We start from the raw sequence: 23,635 nt of genomic DNA on the forward strand, positions 1-23,635 counted from the left end.
GACTGTCCTTCGTGTTTACCTGTCCCGACGCTATCGCGGGCAGCAGGCAGAGGGAACCGGGAATGCAGGACTGGACAGGAGAGATCGAGGCGGCGCGAGAACGGATCGCGGCCCATGTGCGGCGGACGCCGGTGATGCAGGCGGTTCTTGGCGGGCATGACGTGGCGCTGAAATTCGAGCATGTGCAGCACACCGGCAGCTTCAAGCCGCGCGGCGCGTTCAACACGCTGCTGTCACGGGAGGTGCCGGAGGCGGGGGTCGTCGCGGCCTCGGGCGGCAATCACGGCGCGGCGGTGGCCTATGCGGCGGCACAGTTGGGGCACAGGGCCAAGGTCTTCGTGCCGGAGATGGCGGGGCCTGCGAAGATCGCGCTGATCGAGCGGGCAGGGGCCGATCTTGTGGTGGTGCCGGGGGCCTATGCCAATGCGCTGGAGGCGGCCGAGGCGCATGAGGCCGAGACCGGCGCGATGCAGGTCCATGCCTATGATTCCGTGCAGACCGTGGCCGGGCAGGGCACCGTGATGGCGGAATGGGGGGCGCAGGGGCTGGAGGCCGATACGGTGCTGATCGCGGTCGGCGGTGGCGGGCTGATCGCGGGGGCGTTGGGCTGGCTGGCGGGGCGGCGCAAGGTTGTGGCGGTGGAGCCTCGCCTCAGTTGTGCGCTCCATGCTGCGTTGCAGCAAGGGGCGCCGGTGGATGTGGAGGTGTCGGGTGTCGCGGCAAATGCGCTTGGGGCGCGGCGGATCGGGGAGATCTGCCTGGAGCTTGCGCAGGCGCAGAATATCGAGTCACTTCTTGTAGAAGATGATCGGATCACCGCCGCGCGCACCCTTCTTTGGCGGGAGTTGCGCCAGGCGGTGGAGCCTGCGGGGGCGACGGCAATGGCCGCGCTTCTGTCCGGGGCGTACCGACCGGAAAAGGGGGAACGGGTGGCCGTGCTGCTCTGCGGTGCGAACGCGGCGGGGTTTGATGGGTTGATGTGACGCGCAGCGATGCTGCGCAGCAATTTGTTATACAAGAACACGCAGCGCCGTCCGATTGCCCGCGTGAGACAGAAACTGTTCCACCCTGCGCGGCGATTGCATCGCGCGCGGAGCCTGACTATAGCAGCCCGGACCATCGCCAGAACAGGATACATGCCATGACCGCCAATGCCCAACTGGAAGCCGCCATCGAAGCCGCATGGGAGGCGCGCGACCAGATCACGCCCGCGACCACCGGCGAGACCCGCGAGGCGATCGAGGACACGCTGAACGCGCTGGATGGCGGCGGGCTGCGGGTGGCCGAGAAACAGGATGACGGCAAGTGGCATGTCAACCAATGGGCCAAGAAGGCGGTGCTTCTGGGGTTCCGCCTGAAGGACATGGAAATGCAGTCGGGCGCGCCGCAGGGTGCAAGCTGGTTCGACAAGGTGGACAGCAAGTTTGCCGGATGGGGACCGAATGAATGGGGCAATGCGGGGTTCCGCGCCGTGCCCGGCGCCATCGCCCGCAAGTCGGCCTATATCGCCCCCGGCGTGGTGCTGATGCCCTCCTTCGTCAATCTCGGCGCTTATGTCGACAGTGGCACCATGGTGGATACCTGGGCCAGCGTCGGCTCCTGCGCGCAGATCGGCAAGAACGTGCATCTGTCGGGGGGCGTCGGCATCGGCGGCGTGCTGGAACCGATGCAGGCGGGCCCCACGATCATCGAGGATGAGTGTTTCATCGGCGCGCGCTCCGAGGTGGTCGAGGGCTGCATCGTGCGCGAAGGATCCGTGCTTGGCATGGGCGTCTATATCGGCCAATCGACCAAGATCGTGGACCGGGAGACCGGCGAGGTTTCCTATGGCGAAGTGCCTGCGGGATCGGTCGTGGTGGCAGGCTCGATGCCGTCCAAGAACGGGGTGAACCTCTACTGTGTGGTGATCGTCAAGCGGGTCGATGCCAGGACACGGGCGAAGACTTCGATCAACGAATTGCTCAGGGCCTGAGGCGCGCATGGCCGACAAGCCGAAAAAGACGCAACAGGTCTACACCCTCGTGGTCGAGGTCGGGCGCAAGGCGGGCGACGGCTTGCCCAGGGAGGCGACCGGGGCGGCGCTGATGCTCTATGCCTCGGGCGTGGATGAGGCCGAGGCGGTGCGCGAAAGCGTGGCGGTCCTGAAGCAGGCCGACATGGCCCCGCTGGACGTACAGGGCTATGGCACGCTGGAGGAGCGGCGCGAGCAGGGCCACGAGATCGGCGAGGATGAACTGGAACTGATGCAGCGCGCTGCCGATGAAAACGCGGTGATCGTGGCGCAGATGACGCCGTTTTTCGACAAGGAGTGAAGGTGGCTTACGCGGCGATGCGCCCGTTCGCCCCCAGAAGCGCCAGGTAGGATTGCGCCGAGGCGCGGTCCAGCGTGGGCCAGGCGGCGAGGCGGTCGGCCTCTTCCAGCTTGTCGGCGGATTTGCCCTGCGCCGCCAGCACATCGCCAAGCAGAACCGATTCCATCCGGCAGCGGCCTGCGATCAGGCAATCGTGGTCGTCCAGCAGAACCTGGTGATAGACCCGCGTGGCCTGCGTCATCGTCAGGCGGGCGGAGCGGCCATTGACCAGGTCGCCCGCGCGGGCCAGCACGTGATCCTCGCCGAAGAGGTATTCGATATCGGGACCGCTGAGCAGGATGCGCTGGTTGCGGGCGACGCAGATGTCGCCCGTCAGGCCGAAATAGGGCGCGCGCATCTCGATCGGGGCGGTGTGGCCGCGCGCAAGCGGCTCGGTCCGGCCGATCCAACGAATGGGCTGCGGCCCGTGCGACACGGTTTCGACCAGCATTCCGGGGGCCAGCGTTTCAATGGCGCGCGGCCCGTCGGGCGTGGCGATACAGGCGCCGGTCGCAATACCCGGCAGCGGCACGGCGGGCACGAAGTGATTGGCGATCCCGGCGAAGTCGATGGAAACCCTGGCCTCCTGCGGACCAGGCAGCAGGGTGCGCGGATCGTCGATGTAGAGGGGGCCGACGGGCGTGGCCAGCCGGTCACCGGATTCGGTGTTTTCCAGGATAAGCGCATCGGCGCGGCCCAGGATGTCCCAGGAATAATGCAGGTGCAGCGGGTCGCCGCCCGAGAGGAACCCCGGCCCGGTCTCGAAGCTGAACCCGCCATGTTCGACCGAAACGGTTCCGTTGGGGTAATGGATGACGCGGAAATCGGCGGCGGTGCCGGTGCGGCCCTGCCAGATCACCACGGGCACGCCGCGCCCCGGACGCAGACGCGCCTCGAAGATCAGCGCCCCGATGGAGAGGTCCGGCGCGCGCGCGGGCCGTTTCGGGTGGATCAGGCGGGAGCTGTCCCAGATCGCCAACCATGTCATGTAAACAATCGCCTCAATAAGCTGCTGATTGAACCCTAACCGGGGATTGCGGGCCGAATTTCACCACAAAGAGGCAAGATTGTGTTCGGCGGTGGATCGCCTACCCCATCAGCGCGCGGGCCTCGTAACTGCGCAGCGAGGGCCGTGCGGCGGCGCTGTAGCCCGCACCGGTTTCGGGGTCCAGCTCGGGGAAGAGCGCAAAGAGCTCCTCCTGCACCGCATTGTCGAAGCCCGACAGGGTCTGCGGGCCGGGCTGGAAGCTTTCGGTCAAGAGCCCCTCGGACCAGATCATCTGGTGATCGTCAAAGAGCAGGTGGAAATATTCGACCTCTCCGCCCTCGCGCACGCGGATGGAACATTCATTGACCAGATCCTTGGCGGCAACCAGCACCTCGTCCTCGCCGAAGAGCAGTTCCGCCATGTGGTGGCGGATCAGCACCCGGTGCTGCGGCGACAGGATCAGCGTGTCATGCAGGCCAAGCGTGCCGCGTTCGATCACGATGGGGGCGAATTTGCCGGTGGCGGGCACGCGCCGCCGCCCGATCCAGCGCAGGGGTTGCAGGCCGCTGTCGCGGGTCTCGACCAGGTCGCCCGCCTGCAGCGCCTCGACCGCGATGTCGCCGCGGTCGGTCCTGATCCGCGTGCCGGCGGCGAAACAGGGGATCGAGGTGATCGAGACGAAGGCGGTGTCGGAAATGCCGGCCGCCTCGGCGGTGTAGGAGAAATTGAACGTGTCGGGATCGGTCAGGTTGCCATAGCCCGCGGGCGGCTCGACGCTGAGCGTTCCATCGGCCATCAGCGTGACCTCGAAGCCGTTGTTCAGCGTGATCGTGTCGCCGACATTGACCGCCTGACCGTTGATATGGGTCACGACCATCACGCCGACCGAGCTGTCATTGCCGAGCACGTCGATATTGGCGGTCTGGCCCTCGAACACGGTCTGAGAATCGTCCCAGGCCAGCACGTCGCCCTGGATCGAGCCCCCGCCGATCAGCAGGGTGGAATCGTAGCTGCTGTCGGCGACATCCGCGATTCCGAGGCGGATCGAGTTGGTCACCCCCGCATTGACCGGCATCATCACCGAGAGCGTGACGGTATAGCCGTCCATCTCGGTATTCACCTGGTCATTGGTGTTGTCGTTGTAGAGGGTCTCGTTGGCGCCGCCATTGACGTTGTTGATCTGGGCGATCTCGAAGATGGGGGATTCGATCAGCTGTCCGTTGACCCAGATCCCGACCGCGTCGTTGAAGATCGAGCCTACATATTCGGGATATTCCTCGGAGGCGAAGGTGAACTGGATCGAGATGAAATCGGTGGTCGGGATGAACTCCGCCTCGAGGATGGCGGCGTCATAGGTGTTCTGCCCGGCGGCGGCGTTGAAATCGGCGTCGTTGTTCACGCCGTTGGTGTTCGAGGAGGTGTTTGAGCGCCAGTTGGAACTGCCCCACCCGTTGGTGAAATTGGACAGCCTGCCGGTGGAGAGCATCACCCCGGTATCGCCGGGCGTCACCTCGCCCGAGACGCTGTCGCCGTCGCTCCAGATGCCCGAGGACCGGTTGTCGCCGGAATAGTTGGCGTTCAGCACCGTCACGCCGGGGCCGAAGATCGTGTTGGCCATCTGGATGGCCGACGCATTTGTATTGATCGGTAACTCGCTGGCTGCGACCATGCCTCTACTGCCCCTTGTTCAGGCGGCACCCGTCGCAATCCCGGTGGTTTCTTCTGCTGGATTGCCCGGATGGAAGGTCTTTTGCCTTCCCGACCGCCTCTGCTTCTTTTGTTTTGCCGGAGAATAGCCCGATTTTTGCCATGAAGTAAGAGGGTTGCGCAGGTGGGCGCGGGCCTTGTGTCCCGCAGGACGCAGGTTTAGCAATTCTGCAACTGCCCCGATCCCGAGGACCGAGCCCATGACCGACCCCCAGAAACTGACCGCCGACCTTGTGAAATGCCCCTCGGTGACGCCCGAGGAGGGCGGCGCGCTGGTGCTGCTGGAAGAGGTGTTGAGCGCGGCCGGGTTCGACTGCACCCGCGCGGATCGGGGCGAGGTGTCGAACCTTTTCGCCCGGTGGGGCGACAAGGGACACGCGCGCACATTTGGCTTCAACGGTCACACGGATGTGGTGCCGGTGGGCGACGAGGCCGCCTGGACGCATCCGCCCTTCGGGGCCGAGGAGGTGGATGGATGGCTCTATGGGCGCGGGGCGACGGATATGAAATCGGGCGTGGCGGCCTTTGCGGCGGCGGCGATTGATTTCGTGCGTGACACCCCCCCCGATGGCGCGATCATCCTGACCATCACCGGCGATGAGGAAGGCAGTTCCGTCGACGGCACGCCCGCGCTGCTGGACTGGATGGAGGCCAAGGGCGAGAAGATGGATATCTGCATCGTGGGCGAGCCCACCAGCGTCGAGAGCATCGGCGACATGATCAAGATCGGGCGTCGCGGTGCGATGTCGGCCTGGTTCACCGTGAAGGGCAAGCAGGGCCATTCCGCCTATCTGCACAAGGTGCTGAACCCGATGCCCGCCGTGGCGCTGCTGGCGCATCGGCTGTCATCGCATGTGCTGGACGAGGGGACCGATCATTTCGACGCCTCGACCTGTTCGGTGGTCACCATCGACACCGGCAATACCGCCACCAACGTCATTCCCGGCCAGACCCGGATGGCCGTGAACCTGCGCTTCAACGACACCCATAGCGGGGAAAGCCTGACGGACTGGCTGCGCGAAGAGGCCGACAAGGTGGAGGCGGAGACCGGCGTGCGGATCGAGATGCGGGCGCAGATCTCGGGCGAGGCGTTCCTGACCCCGCCGGGCGACCTGTCGGCGCTTGTGGCGGGCGCGGTGAGCCGCGAGACCAACCAGAGCCCGATCCTGTCCACCACCGGTGGCACCTCGGACGCGCGCTTCGTCAAGTCGCATTGCCCGGTGGTGGAATTCGGGCTTGTCGGCCACCGGATGCACCAGGTCGATGAGCGGGTCTGGATCGACGACATCCACGCGCTGAAACGGGTCTATACCGGGATCTTGCGGGATTATTTCGGCGGCTAGGCAGGGCTGCGGGGCGTTCCGCGCTGAGCCGCGCCATCGCCGCCCCGCGTGACGGCGATGGCGCGGCGGCTTCGCCTTGATTCCGCGCCGGAGCCATTACTCCCCATCCACCTCGGGCGTGGCGGGCGGGCCGCCTTGCAGGTCGGCAATCAGCGCCTCCATCTCGGCGATCTCAAGGCGCTGCGCCTCGATGATCCGTTCGGCCAATGCCTGCACGCGCGGGTCCGAGAGCGTGGCGCGCTCGCTGGTCAGGATGGCGATGGAATGGTGCGGGATCATGGCGCGCATCCACGAGATGTCGCCCACAGTCGCCTGCGACCGCAGCAGATACAGAGACGCCGCGAAGACCACGACGCTGACCCCGAGAATGGCGTAGTTCGAGGCCTTGTTGCGATACATCCCCCACATGAAGAGCAGCATGATCACCGCCATGGTCGCCCCCATGTAGATCGCCATGTAGGTGCGGGTCTCGCTGAACTGGACATGGCTCCAGACAAAGGTGTTCAGATACATCAGCCCGAACATCGTCACGGTCGATGTCAGGATCATCGCGATGAAGCGTGTGTAGGTCATTTGTGCCTCTTTTCGTTGCGTCACATGACATGTCAACAACGTTCCCCCACTGGAAGGTTCCGGAGATTATCCGCATGACGCGCTGTGCGACCCATGCTAGCCATGGCGCATGGCACGCATCCCCTCAAAATCCGAGATCCTCGACTGGATCGGCGAGAACCCCACCAAGACCACCAAGCGCGACATCGCGCGGGCCTTCGGCATCAAGGGGGCCGACCGCATCGACCTCAAGCGCATCCTGAAGGAGCTTGAGGGCGAGGGGCATCTGGAGAAGCGCAAGAAGACCTATCGCGACCCCGACAAGCTGCCGCCGGTCTCGGTGCTCAAGGTGCTGGCGCCCGACGATGCGGGCGACATTTATCTCAGCCCGCTGGAATGGCACGGCGAAGGCCCCGCGCCGCGCGTGCTGTTCTCGGCCAAGGCGACCGACCCCGCGCTTGGCGAGGGCGACCGTGTGCTGGCGCGGTTGCAGGAGGTCACGGGCGAGGATCACGCCTATGTCGGGCGGCTGATCCGGCGCATCGGGACCAACCCGCACAAGATCCTGGGCATTTTCCGCAAGTCCGCCGAGGGCGGGCGCATCCTGCCCATCGACAAGGGATCCGACAAGGAATGGCAGGTCGAGGCCGGGGCCAGCGACGGGGCGAAGGATGGCGAGCTGGTCGAGGCCGAACAGGCCGGGCCCAAGGGCCGGATGGGCCTGCCGAGCGCGCGCGTGATTGCCCGGCTCGGCGATCCGTCAGCGCCGCGCGCGGTGTCGCTGATCGCCATTCATGAGCACGGGATACCGGACGATTTTCCCGATGCGGTGATCGAAGAGGCCGACGCGAAGAAACCCGCCGGTCTCAAGGGGCGCGAGGATCTGCGCGATCTGCCGCTCATTACAATCGACCCAGCCGACGCGCGTGACCATGACGATGCCTGTTATGCCCATGCCGATGACGACCCCAAGAACCCCGGCGGGCATGTGATCTGGGTGGCGATTGCCGACGTGGCGCACTACGTGACGCCGGGATCGGCGCTGGACCGCGAGGCGCGCAAGCGCGGCAACTCCACCTATTTCTCCGACCGGGTGGTGCCGATGCTGCCGGACCGGCTGTCGGGCGACCTGTGTTCCCTGCATGAAGGCGTGCCGCGCGCCTGCCTTGCCGTGCGCATGGTGGTCGATGAGTTCGGCGAGAAGATCGGCCACCGCTTTGTCCGCGGCCTGATGAAATCGCCCGCCTCGCTGAATTACGAGGAGGTGCAGGCGGGGATGGACGGCCAGCCGAACGAGAAGGTCGCGCCGCTCATCGAGGATGTGATCCATCCTCTCTTCGCCGCCTATGACGCGCTGAAAACCGCCCGCGCCAAGCGCCAGCCGCTGGACCTGGACCTGCCCGAACGCCGGATCGAGCTGTCCGAGGACGGCACCGTCACCTCGGTCGCGTTCAAGGACCGGCTGGATGCGCATAAGCTGATCGAGGAATTCATGGTGCTGGCCAATGTGGCCGCCGCCGAGACGCTGATCGCCAGGAAACAACCGCATCTTCTGCGCGTGCATGAGGAGCCGAACCAGGACAAGCTGACCGCGCTGCGGGAAACGGCGCAGGCCAGCGGCTTCACCCTCGCCAAGGGCCAGGTGTTGCAGACGCGGCATCTGAACAGCCTGCTGAACGCGGCAGAAGGCACCGAGTTCGACGAGCTGATCAACATGGCGACGCTGCGCTCGATGACGCAGGCCTATTACAGCCCGCAGAATTTCGGGCATTTCGGTCTGGCGCTGAGGGCCTATGCGCATTTCACCTCGCCCATTCGCCGCTATGCCGACCTCGTGGTGCATCGCGCGCTGATCACCGTGCATGGGTGGGGCGAGGACGGGCTGAGCGCGCAGGAGGTGGAGCGGCTGGAGGACACCGCCAAGCATATCTCGGACACCGAACGCCGCTCGATGATGGCCGAGCGCGATACCAATGACCGCTATCTCGCCGCCTATCTCTCGGACCGGGTGGGCGCGACGTTTACCGGCCGGATCAGCGGAATCGCGCGGTTCGGCGTGTTCGTGAAGCTGGACGAGACCGGGGCCGATGGCCTTCTGCCGATGCGTGCCCTGGGGCGGGAATATTTCCACCACGATGCCGAGGCGCAGACCCTGACCGGGGCCGATAGCGGCATGGTGATCGGGCTCGGGGCAAGGGTGCAGGTCAAGCTGGCCGAGGCGGTGCCGGTGACCGGCGGGCTGGTGCTGGAACTGGTCGAGATCGAGGGCAAGACGGTCAAACCCGGCAAGGGACGCCACCGGGGCGCACCCCCGCGCCGCAAGGCAGGCCAGGCCAAGGCGAAATCGGCCAAGGTGAAGAAGAAACTGCGCCGCAAGAAGGGGTGAAGCCCGTCCCGTTCAGATTTGCGTAACCTCTACCTGCGATGGTTCCGGCAACAGATTGCCGATCCGCTGGCCTGCGGCTTTTTGCAGCCCCCGGAACCGGATATGATCTGAGGTGCTGGCAGAAGGCGAGGCGCAAGGGCGACATGAAAATTCTTCTCACTATTGTCGGGGTGATTCTGGTCTGGGCCGGGGCGACCTTTGCCTCGCCGCCCGAAAACTCGTTGCGCCCCGCGATGCGGCCCGCGACCGGCGGCGTGATCGAAATGGCCGCCTTGGCGCCGCAAACGCTTGGCGATATCCGCCCGGTCATGCGGCGCGATCCGCCCGCGATTGAGCCGCCGGCGCTTGAGGTCGGGGCTGCCGTCACGCCATCGCGCGGGGACAGCCCGATAAGCGATGCTGGCTTCCGCGACTGGATCGCGTCATTCACGGCCCATGCGCGCGCGCAGGGCATCAGCCAGGCCACCCTGACCCGCGCCTTCGACGGGGTTGAGGTGAACGAGAGGGTGATCGAGCGCGACCGAAACCAGGCCGAGTTTTCGCGCACGCTGTGGGACTATCTCGATTCTGCCACCTCGCCCGCGCGCATCGCCAACGGGCGCGACGCACTGGCCGAATGGCGCACGACCCTGGCGGAGATCGAGCGGGATTACGGCGTCGAGGCCGAGATCGTGACCGCCATCTGGGGATTGGAGAGCGCCTATGGCAGTTTCCGCGGCGACGTGCCGATCATCGAGGCAATGGCGACACTGGCCTATGAGGGGCGGCGTCAGGCGTTCTTTGAAGCGCAGCTGATGGCGGCGCTGGAGATCATCGAGGCGGGCGACATTTCACCGGGCAACATGCGCGGCTCCTGGGCGGGCGCGATGGGGCATACGCAGTTCATGCCAACGAGCTTTACCGAACACGCGGTCGACCACAACGGCGACGGGCGGCGCGATATCTGGGGCGATTATCCGGGCGATGCGCTGGCCTCGACCGCGCGCTACCTGTCCGAGAACGGCTGGATATTTGGTCAGCCCTGGGGGCTGGAAGTGCTGCTGCCCGACGGGTTCGATTTTGCCCAGAGCGGGGAGCTGATCCGGGAGGATGCCGCACATTGGAACGCGATGGGCGTGCGGATTGTGGGCGGTGGAGAGGTGCCGGATCACGGGCCAAGCTCGATCCTGCTGCCGGGCGGGCATACCGGCGTGGCGCTGGTCATCTACGAGAATTTCCAGGTGATCGAGACCTATAACCCGGCGGATGCCTATGTGATCGGGGTGGGCCACCTGGCCGACCGGATCGCGGGCGGGCCGGCCTTTCGCGGCGGCTGGCCGCGCGCGGACCGGGCGCTGACCAATGACGAGCGGTTCGAGTTGCAGCGGCGGCTGACGGCGGCGGGCTTCTCGACCGAGCGCATCGACGGCATCGTCGGCCCGCTGACGATCCAGGCGGTGCGCGAGTACCAGGCCGCCGAGGGGCTGGTGCCGGATGGCTACGCCTCGGTGGACCTGCTGCGGCGGTTGCGCTGAGGCGGTTGCGCCACCGCGTCGCGTCATCGCGGTGGCGGGCGGCCCGCGTCAGGCCCCCTGCGGGAGCCCTCCTTGTGCCGCATTGCCATGGAGACCTTGCAAGGGTGGTTCTGTGACGGGCGGGTTGCCGGTGGGGGCGGGCCGGGGATGCGCGGCCTCTGGCGGAGGCGCGAACGGGTTGCGTCGGATTCAGGTATTTGGACGAAGAAGTTGGGACCGGTGGGGCCCGTCATATGTTGTCGCGCCTTTGGTCTCTGTGGGTTTGAGTATTTGGACCAAGAAGATGGAGGGGATTGGGGGCCGCTACCAGGTGGTTTTCTGCCCCCTGCCCGTGTTCTTTGCCGCGAGATATCCCAGGCGCGCGATGGCGAAATCGCCGATGGCGAGGCCGCGGAAGAGGAAGGCGCGGGGGGTGTCTGGCGTCATCTCGCCGGGGCCGTCGGTGAGGAGGTGCTTGAGGTCCCCGGTGACGAGGTCGGGGGCGACCAGCTTCTTCGGGCTTGCCTCCTCCTGCGCCATGTCGTCGATGAAGAGGGGGGAGATCGCCTCCATCCCCTCGGGGTTCCACGGAATGCCCAGATCGGTGACGGCGGCGAAGGCGCCCGGTTTCAGCCAACGCGCGTCGAGGAAGGGGGCGACCTCGTAATCCAGCGTGATCGAGCTGACGACGATATCGGCCTCTTCGATGGCCTCTTGCGGGGTTGTGCTGGCCCTGGTCTCCAGCCCGAGTCTGCGGCCCATGTCGCAGAGCCGGTCGATATTGGCCTGGCCCCGGCCCGAGGCGCGGATCGATGTCAGCGGGAAGAGGTCGTTGAAAATGGCAAGATGGCTGCGCGCCTGCATGCCGCAGCCGATGAAGGCGATGCTCTGCGCTTCGGGGTTGGCCAGGCGGCGGGCGGCGACAGCAGAGAGGCCCGCCGTGCGCACGCCCGTGACCCATCCGGCCTCGCACAGCGCCCGCATCTGGCCGGTTTCGCTGTCCTGGATCAATATCGCGCCGTCGATGCCGGGGCGGCCTCTGGCCGGGTTGCGGGGGCTGACCATGACCGATTTCACGATGGTGAGGTCGGGCGTGTCCGCCGAGGACAGCGTTGTCATCATGTAGCGGCCATCGCCCGGCAGCACGGCAGATTTGGGCGCGGTCGAGACCTCGCCCGCCGCCTCGGCGCGGATCGCCTCCTCGATGGCATCGACGATCTGCGCGCCGGAGAGGCCGAGCCCCTCCAGGTCGGTATCGGAGAGGATCAGGAATTCGTCGTCCGTCATGTTCGGTCTCCTTCGGTTTGCCTGAAGGCTAGGCCGAAACGGAACCTAACGGAAGAGCAGCACCGGCACCTTGCAGGCGCGGATCATCTCGGTCGTGGTCGAGCCGATCAAGAGGCTGCGGATCCGGCTGTGGCCGTAGGCGCCCATGACCAGCAGGTCGAAATCATGCGCCTCGGCGCGGTCGGCGATTTCCTTCTCGGGCTGGCCCTCGGCGATCTCGGTGGTGACGTCATAGCCGCCGCCCTTCAGCACGGCGGCGGCGCCCTCGATGGCGCGGCGCGCCTCTTGGGTCCCGTCGCCCACGGTCAGAAGGTGGATGGCGAGACCGGCGAAAAGCTCGGACCGCGCGATGTGGTCGACCGCCTTCATCGCGAACCTGCCGCCGTCGAAGGCCACCAGCAGTTTCTGCACGGGCCGGAAGGCGCGCGAGGCGACCAGGACGGGCCTGGAGGAGGCGCGCACGACGCGTTCCATATTGCTGCCCAGGTGCAGGCTGGCGAAGTCGGCGCCCTCGCCGCGCTTGCCGATGATGACGAGGTCGGCCTCGGCTTCGGCCTCGCGCAGCGTGTCGATCAGGTCGCCGATGCGCAGGCGGGCCGAGACCTCGACGCCTTCCGCCGCAATGCGCGCGCTGGCATCCTCGATGATTGCCTGGCCGCGCTTGCGGGCAAGTTTGGCCTTCTGCGCGTCAAGGTCGGCCAGTTCGTTGAGCAGCGCGGTGCGCGCGCCAAGCCCGATATTGCCGGACAGGTTGCGCGGGTCGGTGGCCTCGTCGCGGCGACCGATCACGTGCAGAACCTCGACCGGCCAGCCCTTGCCCTTGGCGACCCAGGCGGCGTGGTCGCAGACGCTTTGCGAATAGGTGGAGCCGTCCACCAATGCGATAACCTTGCTCATATCGGCCCTCTCAATGTCCCATCAGGCGGTCCATCGCGCCCGGTTTGTCATGTTCCGCCAGCTTGTCGACGATGGTTTCCGACGCCTCGTTGAGGCCACGAATCTCGACCTCGGCACCTTCCCTGCGGAACTTGAGCACGGCCATGTCCAGCGCCGCAACAGACGAGATGTCCCAGATATGCGCGCGGGAGACGTCGATCACCACCTTGTCCAGCACCTCGCCGAAGTCGAAGGCGGCGGAAAACTCATCCGAGGAGGCGAAGAAAAGCTGCCCGTGGACGGTGTAGGTGCGGGTCGTGCCGTCCTGCGACAGCTCCGACGTGACGCTGAAAAGCTGCGCGATCTTGCCGGCAAAGAAGATGCCCGACAACAGCACGCCGGTCAGCACGCCGATGGCGAGGTTGTGGGTGTAGACGGTGACGAAAACGGTCGCCAGCATCACGATCGAGGAGGAGCGGGGATGGTCGCGCAGCGCCCCGATCGAGGACCAGGAGAAGGTGCCGATCGAGACCATGATCATGATCGCCACGAGGGCCGCCATCGGAATGATCGAGACGATATCGCCAAGCACCACGATCAGGATCAAGAGGAAGACCCCGGCGGCAAAACACGAAAGCCGCCCGCGCCCGCCCGATTTCACGTTGATCATGGATTGGCCGATCATCGCGCAGCCCGCCATGCCGCCGATGAAGCCGGTGCAGAAATTGGCCACGCCCTGGCCGATACATTCCTGGTTCTTGTCCGATTTCGTGTCGGTCAGGTCATCGACGATCTGCGCGGTCATCAGGCTTTCCAGCAGGCCCACGGCGGCCACGGCGGCGGAATAGGGCAGGATGATCTGGAGTGTCTCAAGGTTCAGCGGGATGTCGGGGATCAGGAACACCGGCAGGGTCGAGGGAAGCTCGCCCATGTCGCCGACGGTGCGCAGGTCCATCCCGAAGATCAGTGCGATGCCGGTCAGCACCACGATTGTCACCAGTGGCGAGGGGATCGCGGTGGTGACGTAAGGAAAAAGGTAGATGATTGCGAGGCCGCCCGCGACCATCACATAGGTCAGCCAGGGCACGCCGATCAGTTCGGGCAGTTGCGCCATGAAGATCAGGATCGCCAGCGCGTTGACAAAGCCGGTCATGACCGAGCGCGAGACGAAGCGCATGACGGTGCCCAGTTTCAGCATCCCCGCGATGACCTGCAAGACGCCCGCCAGCACGGTGGCCGCCAGCAGGTATTGCAGCCCGTGGTCGCGCACCAGCGTCACCATCAAGACGGCGGTAGCGGCGGTGGCGGCCGAGATCATGCCGGGCCGGCCGCCGACGATGGCGGTGATCACGGCGATGGAGAACGAGGCATAGAGGCCGATCTTGGGGTCGACGCCCGCGATGATCGAGAAGGCGATGGCCTCGGGGATGAGGGCAAGCGCCACGACAAGGCCGGCCAGCAGGTCGGCGCGGATGGTGCCGAGCCATTCGACCCGCATCCGGTTCAGAAAGTCCGGGGACATGGGGCAAGGGTCTCCGTCAGGGGAATGTTCGCGTTTGCGCGGGGCATAAAGCGGCTTGGGGCCGGTGGCCACCCCCTTGCGCGGTTGGCGGACGCGCGTGACCCGAAAGGCTCAATCCACGCGGTCCTGCGCGAAAAGGTAGAAGACAAGGCCGACCGCGACGATGAGACCGAAGAGACCGAAGAGGGCGCCGTAAGCCTCGGGCGGGGCGTTGTCCGCCGACAGCCTTGTAAAGATCGGGCCGCTGGCGAATTGCATGATGCCGACGCCGCCGATGGAGAACAGGTTCATCAAGGTCACCCCGCGCCCGACCAGATGCGGCGGAAAGAAGCTGCGCCCATGCGCCATGATCACCGGGTAGGAAGAGCCGAAGAGGCCGATGGCCGCCATAAGCGCGATCGCCCCCCACTCGCTGCCCGACGGTGCAAGCCAGAGCGCGCCACAGAAGATGGCCGTCATCAGGTTGCCGGTGAAGATGATCCATTTGCGCGTGCCCAGAAGGCGGTCGAGCGGCCCGTAGATGAAATTGGCAAGCACCATCGCCAGCCCCATGATCAGCGTTGCGGTGCCGATCCGGGTGACATCGGCGGCGAAGACATCGGCCAGGTAGGGGCCGCTCCACAGGCCGCGGATCCCGGCGGCGGGGGCGTAGCAGACCAGCATCATCGCCAGCACCGGCCAGAGCCCTCGGATGCGCAGGATGTCGATGAGGCGGCCTTTTTTTCCGCCGTCCGGCATGTCCGGGTCCTGCACCGTCAGCGCGATGGCGGCGGCGGTAACCAGCGTGATCGCGGCCAGCCCCCAGAGCGTCTGCCGCCAGCCGAAGGCCTCGACCGCCCAGGCCGTGGGCAGGGCGGCGGCGATATTGCCCAACGACCCGACGCCGACGATCACTCCGGCCAGCGTGGCGAAGACCACGGGCGGATAATTGCGCGCGAGGATGTAGTAGGAGGCCATCAGCACCGGCGCGCAGCCGATCCCGATCAGCACCATCGCGACCCAGATCGCGGCAGGCCCCTGCGCCAGCGCCATCACCACCGCGCCGCCCCCGCCGCCAAGCGCCAGCAACCCGCAGGCCGTGCGGCGCGGGCCGATACTGTCCAGCGCCCATCCGATCGGGATCTGCATGGCGGCGAAGCTGACGAACCAGAGGCCCGAGGCAATGGCCAGGTCTTCCGGGCCAGCGCCGATCTCGGCCTCCAGAACCGGCGACAGGACCGCCAGGAAGGCGCGGTAGAACTGGCTCAGCACATAGGCCGTGACCAGGAAGAACATGCCTGCTTTCATCACGGCCCCCTCTTGGCGCGCAGCCTGCCGCCGGGCGGATAGCTGCGCAAGCGGGATTATGTCCAAGTATTTTTGTCGGGTAACCTTGACGCCGCTTTCCGGCCTTGCCACAAGAGGCGCCGAAAGCCCGAGTCTTTCGCTCAAATTTACCAACCAACGGGATGCAGACATGAAACTCGCCCTTACCACGCTGATGGCCACGACCGTTCTGGCCGGTGCCGTTTCCGCCCAGGAACTGAACCTCTATTCCTCGCGCCACTACGAGACCGACGAGAGGCTCTATTCCGATTTCACCGATGCGACCGGCATCACCATCAACCGGATCGAAGGCAATGCCGACGAGCTGATCGCCCGGATGGAGGCCGAGGGCGTGAACTCGCCCGCCGATGTGTTCCTGACCGTCGACACCTCGCGCCTGCAACGCGCCGCCGATGCAGGGCTGTTGCAGCCGGTCGAAAGCGAGCTTCTGGAGGCGCGCATCCCCTCGAACCTGCAGGATGACGAGAACCAGTGGTTCGGCTTCAGCCAGCGCGCGCGGATCATCTTCTACAACCCCGAGATCGTGGACACCCCGCCCGCGACCTATGCCGACCTGGCCGATCCCGCCTATCAGGGGCTGGTCTGTATCCGGTCCTCGACCAACACCTACAACCAGACCCTGCTGGCCTCGATCATCGAGCATGAGGGCGAAGAGGCCGCGACAGACTGGGCCGAGGGCGTCGTCGCCAATTTCGCGCGCGCGCCGCAGGGCGGCGACACCGATCAGCTACGCGGGCTGGTCTCGGGCGAATGTGGCATCGCGGTCTCGAACAGCTACTATTTCGCCCGCGCCGTGCGGCGTGAGGTCGAGGGCGTCAGCGAGGCCCTGGACACGATCGGTTGGGTGTTCCCGAACCAGGAGGGGCGCGGCGCGCATATGAACCTGTCGGGTGGCGGGGTCGCGGCCCATGCGCCCAATCGCGATGCGGCGGTGGCGTTCCTGGAATATCTCGCCTCGGACCAGGCGCAGGAATATTTCTCGGCCGGGAACGATGAATTCCCCGTGGTCGAGGGTGTGCCGGTGGCGGAGTCCGTGGCCTATCTGGGCACGTTCGAGGCCGATGAGGTGGACTTGTCCGACGTGGCCGACAACATCCCCACCGCGCAGGAGATCTTCAACACGGTCGGCTGGCCCTAAATCCTGCACGGGTTCCAGCCGCTCCTCAAGCCCGTCCCCTTTTGCCAAGGGGGCGGGCTTTCCTCGCTCAGGCCACCGCGCGCATTAGGACCGGACGGCGCAGCGCGGTGATATGGCGGGCCTCCTCGGCACGGCCCTGGCGCAGCAGCGCGGTCAGCAACGCCAGTTCCAGCAGGTCACGCTGTGCGCGGCTGCCGCCGATGCGGGCGTGATCGGCCATCGCGGCGGTCAGATGCGCGGTGGCCTCGGCCCAGTTGCCCCTGGCGATGTGCGCAAAACCCTCGGCCAGGTCCGGCACAAGGTCGGCGGCATTCCCCCTGGGCGAGGTGATGATGCGCGAAAGCTCCTCTCCATTGCCTGCCATCGCATGGGCCAGCGCCGCGTGTGTGTCGACGAAGGCATTGCCGCAACTGGGGAAAAACTGCGCCGCGTAATCGCTGATCTGGCGCCAGCGGGCCGGGTCCACGGCGACGCCCGCCGCCTCGGCCCGGAACAGCAGCGACGCGGTGTCGGTGAGCACGTTGATCGGCAGCGCCTTGCAGGTGCCGGGGGCGACATCGGCATCCATCACCGCCCACATCCCGGCCTCATCCCCCTGCTCCAGCGCCCAGAGTGCGACATGCCAGGACAGGTGCCCATGCAGGAACCCGTCGCGGTCATGGCCCGCGACCCAATCGGCCAGGTAACTGCGCCCGGTTTCGGTCTCGCCGGTTTCATAGAGGACATGCGAGCGCACATGCGCGCCATTGGCGTTGTCCGGGTTCAGGGCCAGCGCGCGGTCGATATAGCCTGTCGCCTTGGCCAGTTGCCCCGTTTCGCAGAGCGCGAAGGCATATTGGCTGAGGCACCACCAATCCTCGCCGTAATACGGCAGGAGCGAGGCGTTGAAGGCCAGCATTTCCGCCTCGCGCCCCGGCTGGCCGGAAAACCCGATCAGGCCGAAGACCGATGTGCAGGTCTGTGCCACCACGGCATCACGGGGGTGCGCCCCGACATGCGCGCGGATGGCGGCGTAGGCGTCAGTCAATTTGCCGTCGGTCAGCAGCCCCATGGCGTGGATATGCCCGGCCTCGCGATCAGTGACGCCTTGCGCCAGATCGCGCGCCGTGGCCGTGGCCGCCCTGGCCCCGGCCACGTCGTTGGCGTATTGCCGCGCCCGCGACAGCCCGACATGGCCAAGCGCGAAGCCGGGATCATGGGCGATGCAATCCTCGAACGCCTCGACGATGCGCGCCTCGGCCCCAAGCAGGCGGTGCTGGCCAAGGCGATAGGCCGTGGCCGCCGCATCGGATTGGGTGGAAATGGGCAGGTCATAGAGGTCGGTCTGCATCGGGGCCGCTCCTTCAGGTTGAAGCGATCAGCATGCGCCGGGCCGCGTCACCCTGTCAAAGGAAGGATCAATCCGCCGCCACCGGGTCCGGCACGAAATTCGCCTCGGTCCGGTCGGAGCGGCCAAGGCTCCAGCACAGAACGATCACCGGCAGAAGGCCGACTGCGCCGATCACCAGCGACGGCACGGCGGCCTGCGCGAGGCGTTCATCGGCGGCCAGGCGATGCGCCTGCACCGCCAGCGTGTCGTAGTTGAAGGGCCGCATGATCAGCGTCGCGGGCAGTTCCTTCATGACGTCGACGAAGACGATCAGCAGCGCCGTCAAGAGCGAGGGCCGCAGGATCGGCAGGTGCACGCCGCGCAGCATGGTCGAGGGCGAGCGGCCAAGCGTGCGCGCCACCGCGTCGATATTGGGGTTGATCGTGGACAGGCCCGCATCATAGGCCGACAGGGCGGCGGCCATGAAGCGCACGGTATAGGCGGCGACCAGCAGCCAGATCGACCCGGTCAGCAAAAGGCCCGTCGAAATGTCGAAGGTCGCCCGCATCCAGGCATCCAGCGCGTTGTCGAAGGCGGCGAAAGGCACCATCAGCCCGACCGCGATGACACCGCCGGGCACCGCGTAGCCAAGCCCGCCAATGGCAATCGCGGTGCGGTTGGCGCGGGTCGGATGCAGCCGCGCGTTGAAGCCGAGCAGCACGGCGGCCGCGACCGTGACCAGTGCCGCGACCGAGGCCAGCGTGACGGAATTTTGTAGGAAGCCCAGGTAGCGCTCGGTCAGGATCAACTGGCCCGAGCCCCATCCCATCCAGAGCAGAAGCCCCGCAGGCAGCAGAAATCCGAGCAGGACGGGCGTGGCGCAGAAGGCCAGGGCCAGCGCGGCGCGGTATCCGGTCAGGCGGGGCGGCTCCATCCTCTCGAAGCGGCGACCGGCGCCGTGATGCCTCTGCCGGCTGCGTTGCGCGCGTTCCAGGGCTGCCAGCAGCAGGGCCACGCCGAGCAGGACCAGCGCCAGTTGCGCGGCGGCAGAGCGATCGGCGAAGGAGAACCAGCTTTGATAGATGCCGGTCGCGAAGGTCTGGACGTTGAAATAGGAGACGGTGCCGAAATCGGCGATGGTCTCCATGATCGTCAGCAGCACACCGCCCGCGATGGCAGGCCGCGCCACCGGCAGGCTGATGCGGAAGAAGGCCGACCAGGGCCCGTGCCCAAGCGTGCGCGCGGCGATATAGGCGGTGGCGCTTTGTTGCAGGAACGCGGCGCGCGCCAGCAGGTAGACATACGGGTAGAGCACCAGCATCAGCATCAGGGCGGCGCCCGGCAAGCTCCTGATTTCAGGGAACCAATAGTCGCGCGGCCCCCATCCGGTCAGGTCACGCAGGGTGGTCTGGACCCACCCCGGATGATCCAGGAAATCGGTATAGGCATAGGCCAGGACGTAGGCCGGGAAGGCCAGCGGCAAGGCCAGCGCGATCTCCAGCACCCGGCGGCCGGGAAAGCGCGTCATGGTGACCAGCCAGGCGGTGCCGGTGCCGATTATGGCGGTGCCGGTTGCCACGATCAGCACCATCAGTGCGGTGGCGCGGGCGTAGCGGGGCAGGACGGTCTCAGCCAGGCTGGTGACGGTCTCCAGCCCGCCGGTCAGCGCGGCCAGGGCGACGGCGACGATTGGCAGCAGGCACAGGCCCGCGGCCCCCCAGGCGAGGGCGGACATCCAGATACCTGAGCGGAAGCGTCGGTTTAGGCTCATGGGGCTAGGCTCTAGGCCAAATCGGCAGGGGCGTCCAGCGGGGCGTGGCGGGTGAGGAAGGCGGCGGTTTCGGCCTCGGTCGGGGCGTGGCCGGTGAAGACCTCGACATAGGGCGGCATCTGATCCAGGCGGGTTTGCAGGCTCTCGTCCAGCTGCATGGCGTAATAGCCCACCTGCGTGAAAATCATCGTGTGCGCGCGGGTGCGGGCCTGCGGTTTCGTATAGTCAAACCTTTGAAACATATCGGAAATCGCTGCGATGCGCGTGGCATCGGCGGCATCGACTTGGCCCCGGAGGGCCGCATCATTCTGGCCCCAGTTGCGGATCGCGAGGTCCAGCTTGGCGTCGAAAAGCCGCGCGTCGATCCAGCAATCGAAGAGGTTGTAGACACCGGCGCAGATGCTGGCGGCGGGGGCGTTGCATCGCGCCACGAGGTTGCCGGTGTTCTTCGCTTTCCAGCGGTCGACGATCCCCGCCAGGAGGGCGTCACGATCCGCGAAATGCCAGTAAAAGCTGGTGCGCGACAGGCCAAGCGCCTTGGCCAGCGGCATGATCTTTACCGCGTCCACCCCGCCCGACACCAGCGCCTGATGGGCCGCATCCAGCCACAGATCGGGCGAGCCGCGCCAGCCCTGGGTCTTGTCGGGGTTCTGGTCAATCATCGCCCTGCCACCTATCATCCAGGACCACTCATAGGAAATTCCTGACAGGATTGTCCGGTTTTTCTGACAGGTTTGTCAGGAAATCGCAGCATCGGAAGGGACGACATGAAAATAGGCGTGATCGGCACAGGCACCATCGCCAGCGCGGTGGTCCGGGGCATCGCGGGGGACGGGCATGACATCGCCGTGTCCGAGCGCAGCGCGGCCCGTGCGGCTGACCTGGCGCGCGCGTTCGACAACGTCAGCGTGCATGACAATGCGGGCGTCGTGGCTGCAAGCGACGTGATCTTCCTGGGGCTGATGGCCGAGGCGGCGGGCGAGATCCTCGCGGGCCTGTCCTTTCGCGCGGGTCAGCGGGTGATCTCGTTCATGGCGGGCGCCTCGCTGGAGGAGGTGGCGGCAATGGTCGCGCCCGCGCGGGCCGTCGCGGTGATGTTGCCGTTTCCGGGGATTGCCGTGGGCGGCTCGCCGATCCTGGTGCAGGGCGCGGCGGATCTGGCGCGCGACTTGTTCGAGCCTGCGAACCGGGTCTACACGCTGGCCGATGATGCGGAGCTGTCCAATTACCTGGCGGCGCAGGCGGTGCTGTTGCCCACCGTCACGCTGGTGGCGGAGGCGGCGGGCTGGCTGGCGGCGCAGGGCAGCGATGCCGACCAGGGGGCCGCGTTCCTGAAACACCTTGTGGGATCCTCGCTGATGGCCTCGAATCTTGGCCCGCTGATGGCGGACCTGGGCACGCCTGGCGGATACAATGCGCGGCTGCGCGATCATATGGAGGCGGCGGGGATGCAGGATGCCTTGCGCGAGGGGTTGCACAGGCTGGCGCGCTGAGAGGTCAAGAATACCCCCGCAAGCTGGGGCTTGCGGGGGCAGGAGTGTAATCAATCACGTGCTGAAATATGCGGCTGAAGCCCCATTTTGGGGGGGCGGGGCGTCAGCCTACCAATCCGCCATCGTCGCGCCAGACCGCCACGACCGAGGAGCGCGGCAACCGGCCTTCGCCATCGGGGAAGGGCGCATCGGGGTGCTGGATGCCGACGAACATGGTGCGCCGATCCGATGACCAGGTCAGGCCCGTCACCTCGGAGCCCTGCGGTCCGGTCAGGAAGCGCACGATCTCTCCGGTCTCGGGATCGCCTGCCAGCATCTGGTTGTTGCCCATGCCCTCAAAACCATCCTCGTTGCTGTCATCGCCATCGGTCTGGATCCAGAGGATCCCGGCGCTGTCGAACTGCATCCCGTCAGGCGAGTTGAAGAGGTTGCCCTGATGGATGTTGCCCGAGCCGGCATTGGCATCCGCATGCACGCCGGGATTGCCCGCCATGACGTAGAGATCCCACCGGAAGAGGTTGGCGGCGTGATCGTCGTTGGAGGGGAACCAGCGCACGATCTGGCCGTAACGGTTCTCGGCGCGCGGATTGGGGCTGCCGGACACAGGTTCCGCCAGGTCGCCGCCCGCATTGGTCCAGCCCGGCGCGCGGCGCGAGTTGTTGGTCAGGGCGCAATAGCCCTCGACCGCGATGGGGTTCACCGCGACCCATTCGGGGCGGTCCATCGTGGTGCCCCCGGCGGCAGAGGCGGCCTGCCGGGTAAACACGCAGATCTCGACCTCGGACATGCCCGTGGCCTCGGGCGTCAGCGCCACCCATTCGCCGGTGCCGTCCGTGTCGAAACGCGCGACATGCAGCGTGCCGTCATCAAGCAGGTGATCGGTCGGCCCGCCCGGCTGGTAATAGCCGTTGGAGACGTATTTGTAGAGGTATTCGCCACGCTCGTCATCGCCCAGATAGACCACGACCCGGCCATCGCGGGCCACGGCGCAGGCGGCGTTCTCGTGCTTGAAGCGGCCAAGTGCCGTGCGCTTGACGGGCCTGCTGTCGGGGTTGGCCGGGTCGATCTCGACCACATAGCCGAAGCGGCGCGGCTCGTTCGGGGTCTGGCTGACATCGAAGCGGGCGTCATGCACCTCGTAGGCATAGCGCCCCTCGTGCCCGATACCGTAGCGGGCATAGTCGGCGGGCAGCTCGAAATCGGCGTCGGTAGAGCCGAAATATCCGTTGAAGTTCTCTTCGCAGGTCAGGTAGGTGCCCCAGGGCGTCCGGCCCGAGCCGCAATTGTTGAGCGTGCCAAGGGCGGTCATCCCCTCGGGGTCGGCCTCGGTCTGCAACAGCGGATCACCCGCGGCGGGGCCCGCGATGCGCGTCTCGGTGTTGTGGTGGATGCGGCGGTTGAAGGGGCTGTCGACCACGATCTGCCAGCCGTCCGCGCCCTGCGCGACCTCCATCACCGTGACGCCTTGCAGGTTCTGCAGCTTGCGCACGTCCTCGGCGCTGGCGACATCGCCGCCCGAGGCGGGCAGGTTGACGTCCTTGTTCACGTATTCATGGTTCACCGCGATGACCTGACGGCCGCCAATATTGAACAGCTCCATCCCGTCGGTGTTTTCGCCGAAGACCCGGTCCGAGCTGGCAAGATCGCCGCCGGTGGCCTGGTCCAGGTCGGGGGCCGCGTCCGAGAACAGCGGATCGCCCCACCGTGCCAGCACGGACCAGCGGTAGCCCTCGGGCACATGCACGGTGGCATCGGTCTGGATCGGGATCGGGGTGAAGGCGAAGCGGCCGGCGGCCTGCGCCTCGGCGGAGGTGGAGGAGAGCAGGCTGCCCACGCCCATCACGGCGGCGCCGGAGCCAAAGGCCAGGACCGAGCCGATGAAGCCCCGCCGCGACAGGGCGGTTTCGACCACGGCGTCGAACTCGGGCGCTTCGGGGCGCGGGTTGTGGTGCTCGTCCCAGTCGTCCCAGGACAGGTGGCTCAGGTCGGTGTCTTTCATCGGATCGTGCCTCGTGTTGCAGGGTGAGTGTCTGCGGGCGGGGTAGGCGATGCAGGCAAAACCCGCGTGACGATCCGGTGTCGGTTTGATGACA

General features: G+C 66.4%; 20 protein-coding genes. 8 read left to right on the plus strand and 12 right to left on the minus strand.

Annotation, left to right across the window (positions count from 1 at the left end):
• The first annotated feature begins 62 nt into the window (after positions 1–62).
• From HNS34_RS04915 to HNS34_RS04925, 3 genes are all read left to right on the plus strand, one after another.
• Positions 63–983, plus strand: a complete 921-nt coding sequence (locus tag HNS34_RS04915) for a threonine/serine dehydratase (protein WP_172318615.1) — start codon at positions 63–65, stop codon at positions 981–983.
• A 158-nt stretch (positions 984–1,141) separates the two neighbouring features.
• Positions 1,142–1,972: a 2,3,4,5-tetrahydropyridine-2,6-dicarboxylate N-succinyltransferase gene (gene dapD / locus HNS34_RS04920; RefSeq protein WP_172318617.1), complete on the plus strand. Its 831-nt coding sequence runs from the start codon at positions 1,142–1,144 to the stop codon at positions 1,970–1,972.
• A gap of 7 nt (positions 1,973–1,979) precedes the next feature.
• A complete protein-coding gene (locus HNS34_RS04925) occupies positions 1,980–2,312 on the plus strand; it encodes a DUF8846 family protein (protein ID WP_172318619.1) in 333 nt (110 codons plus the stop codon).
• Positions 2,313–2,319: 7 nt separating this feature from the next.
• Here HNS34_RS04925 and HNS34_RS04930 read toward each other — a convergent pair whose 3' ends face one another.
• The 3 genes from HNS34_RS04930 to HNS34_RS04940 form a co-directional block, all read right to left on the minus strand.
• Positions 2,320–3,339, minus strand: coding sequence for a Hint domain-containing protein (locus HNS34_RS04930; protein WP_172318621.1), 1,020 nt, complete (start codon positions 3,337–3,339; stop codon positions 2,320–2,322).
• Between the two features lie 100 nt (positions 3,340–3,439).
• Positions 3,440–5,008 carry a Hint domain-containing protein gene (locus HNS34_RS04935; RefSeq protein ID WP_172318632.1) on the minus strand — a complete coding sequence of 523 codons (1,569 nt, stop codon included), beginning with the start codon at positions 5,006–5,008 and terminating at the stop codon, positions 3,440–3,442.
• A gap of 18 nt (positions 5,009–5,026) precedes the next feature.
• Complete coding sequence (locus HNS34_RS04940; protein ID WP_172318634.1) at positions 5,027–5,248, minus strand: hypothetical protein; 222 nt, start codon at positions 5,246–5,248, stop codon at positions 5,027–5,029.
• Between HNS34_RS04940 and dapE the strand changes: the two genes are divergently transcribed.
• The gene (dapE, locus tag HNS34_RS04945) at positions 5,247–6,389 is read left to right on the plus strand and encodes a succinyl-diaminopimelate desuccinylase (protein ID WP_172318636.1); all 1,143 of its coding nucleotides are present in this window, start codon (positions 5,247–5,249) and stop codon (positions 6,387–6,389) included. The genes HNS34_RS04940 and dapE overlap by 2 nt on opposite strands.
• A gap of 96 nt (positions 6,390–6,485) precedes the next feature.
• On the opposite strand, the gene HNS34_RS04950 is transcribed toward dapE, so the two are convergent.
• Entirely contained in the window at positions 6,486–6,962 is a 477-nt protein-coding gene (locus tag HNS34_RS04950; protein WP_172318638.1) for a DUF305 domain-containing protein, read from the minus strand.
• Positions 6,963–7,071: 109 nt separating this feature from the next.
• Here HNS34_RS04950 and rnr point away from each other — a divergent pair, with 109 nt between their 5' ends.
• Both rnr and HNS34_RS04960 read left to right on the plus strand, forming a co-directional pair.
• Positions 7,072–9,327 carry a ribonuclease R gene (gene rnr, locus HNS34_RS04955; RefSeq protein WP_172318640.1) on the plus strand — a complete coding sequence of 752 codons (2,256 nt, stop codon included), beginning with the start codon at positions 7,072–7,074 and terminating at the stop codon, positions 9,325–9,327.
• 143 nt (positions 9,328–9,470) lie between these two features.
• Positions 9,471–10,841 carry a lytic murein transglycosylase gene (locus HNS34_RS04960; RefSeq protein ID WP_235952618.1) on the plus strand — a complete coding sequence of 457 codons (1,371 nt, stop codon included), beginning with the start codon at positions 9,471–9,473 and terminating at the stop codon, positions 10,839–10,841.
• Positions 10,842–11,144: 303 nt separating this feature from the next.
• On the opposite strand, the gene HNS34_RS04965 is transcribed toward HNS34_RS04960, so the two are convergent.
• The 4 genes from HNS34_RS04965 to HNS34_RS04980 form a co-directional block, all read right to left on the minus strand.
• Complete coding sequence (locus tag HNS34_RS04965; protein WP_172318642.1) at positions 11,145–12,107, minus strand: ornithine cyclodeaminase family protein; 963 nt, start codon at positions 12,105–12,107, stop codon at positions 11,145–11,147.
• Between the two features lie 45 nt (positions 12,108–12,152).
• Positions 12,153–13,004 carry a universal stress protein gene (locus tag HNS34_RS04970; protein ID WP_172318644.1) on the minus strand — a complete coding sequence of 284 codons (852 nt, stop codon included), beginning with the start codon at positions 13,002–13,004 and terminating at the stop codon, positions 12,153–12,155.
• Positions 13,005–13,014: 10 nt separating this feature from the next.
• On the minus strand, positions 13,015–14,505 hold the full coding sequence (locus HNS34_RS04975) for a SulP family inorganic anion transporter (protein ID WP_172318646.1): 1,491 nt from the start codon (positions 14,503–14,505) through the stop codon (positions 13,015–13,017).
• Between the two features lie 111 nt (positions 14,506–14,616).
• Positions 14,617–15,792: an MFS transporter gene (locus tag HNS34_RS04980; RefSeq protein ID WP_172318648.1), complete on the minus strand. Its 1,176-nt coding sequence runs from the start codon at positions 15,790–15,792 to the stop codon at positions 14,617–14,619.
• Between the two features lie 169 nt (positions 15,793–15,961).
• On the opposite strand from HNS34_RS04980, the gene HNS34_RS04985 reads away from it, so the two are divergent.
• Positions 15,962–16,969 carry a Fe(3+) ABC transporter substrate-binding protein gene (locus tag HNS34_RS04985; protein ID WP_172318650.1) on the plus strand — a complete coding sequence of 336 codons (1,008 nt, stop codon included), beginning with the start codon at positions 15,962–15,964 and terminating at the stop codon, positions 16,967–16,969.
• A 67-nt stretch (positions 16,970–17,036) separates the two neighbouring features.
• On the opposite strand, the gene HNS34_RS04990 is transcribed toward HNS34_RS04985, so the two are convergent.
• The 3 genes from HNS34_RS04990 to HNS34_RS05000 all read right to left on the minus strand — a co-directional run bounded on the left by HNS34_RS04990 (position 17,037) and on the right by HNS34_RS05000 (position 20,711).
• Positions 17,037–18,299: a tetratricopeptide repeat protein gene (locus HNS34_RS04990; protein ID WP_172318652.1), complete on the minus strand. Its 1,263-nt coding sequence runs from the start codon at positions 18,297–18,299 to the stop codon at positions 17,037–17,039.
• 67 nt (positions 18,300–18,366) lie between these two features.
• Positions 18,367–20,049, minus strand: coding sequence for an ABC transporter permease (locus HNS34_RS04995; protein WP_172318654.1), 1,683 nt, complete (start codon positions 20,047–20,049; stop codon positions 18,367–18,369).
• Between the two features lie 11 nt (positions 20,050–20,060).
• Positions 20,061–20,711 carry a TetR/AcrR family transcriptional regulator gene (locus HNS34_RS05000; RefSeq protein WP_172318656.1) on the minus strand — a complete coding sequence of 217 codons (651 nt, stop codon included), beginning with the start codon at positions 20,709–20,711 and terminating at the stop codon, positions 20,061–20,063.
• Between the two features lie 105 nt (positions 20,712–20,816).
• Between HNS34_RS05000 and HNS34_RS05005 the strand changes: the two genes are divergently transcribed.
• Positions 20,817–21,542: an NAD(P)-binding domain-containing protein gene (locus HNS34_RS05005; protein ID WP_172318658.1), complete on the plus strand. Its 726-nt coding sequence runs from the start codon at positions 20,817–20,819 to the stop codon at positions 21,540–21,542.
• Between the two features lie 103 nt (positions 21,543–21,645).
• Here the strand turns inward: HNS34_RS05005 and HNS34_RS05010 are convergent, their stop codons facing one another.
• Complete coding sequence (locus HNS34_RS05010) at positions 21,646–23,541, minus strand: PhoX family protein (RefSeq protein ID WP_172318660.1); 1,896 nt, start codon at positions 23,539–23,541, stop codon at positions 21,646–21,648.
• Positions 23,542–23,635 lie beyond the last annotated feature (94 nt).

The sequence above is a fragment of the Alterinioella nitratireducens genome, from assembly GCF_013155465.1.
GTDB lineage: Bacteria > Pseudomonadota > Alphaproteobacteria > Rhodobacterales > Rhodobacteraceae > Alterinioella > Alterinioella nitratireducens.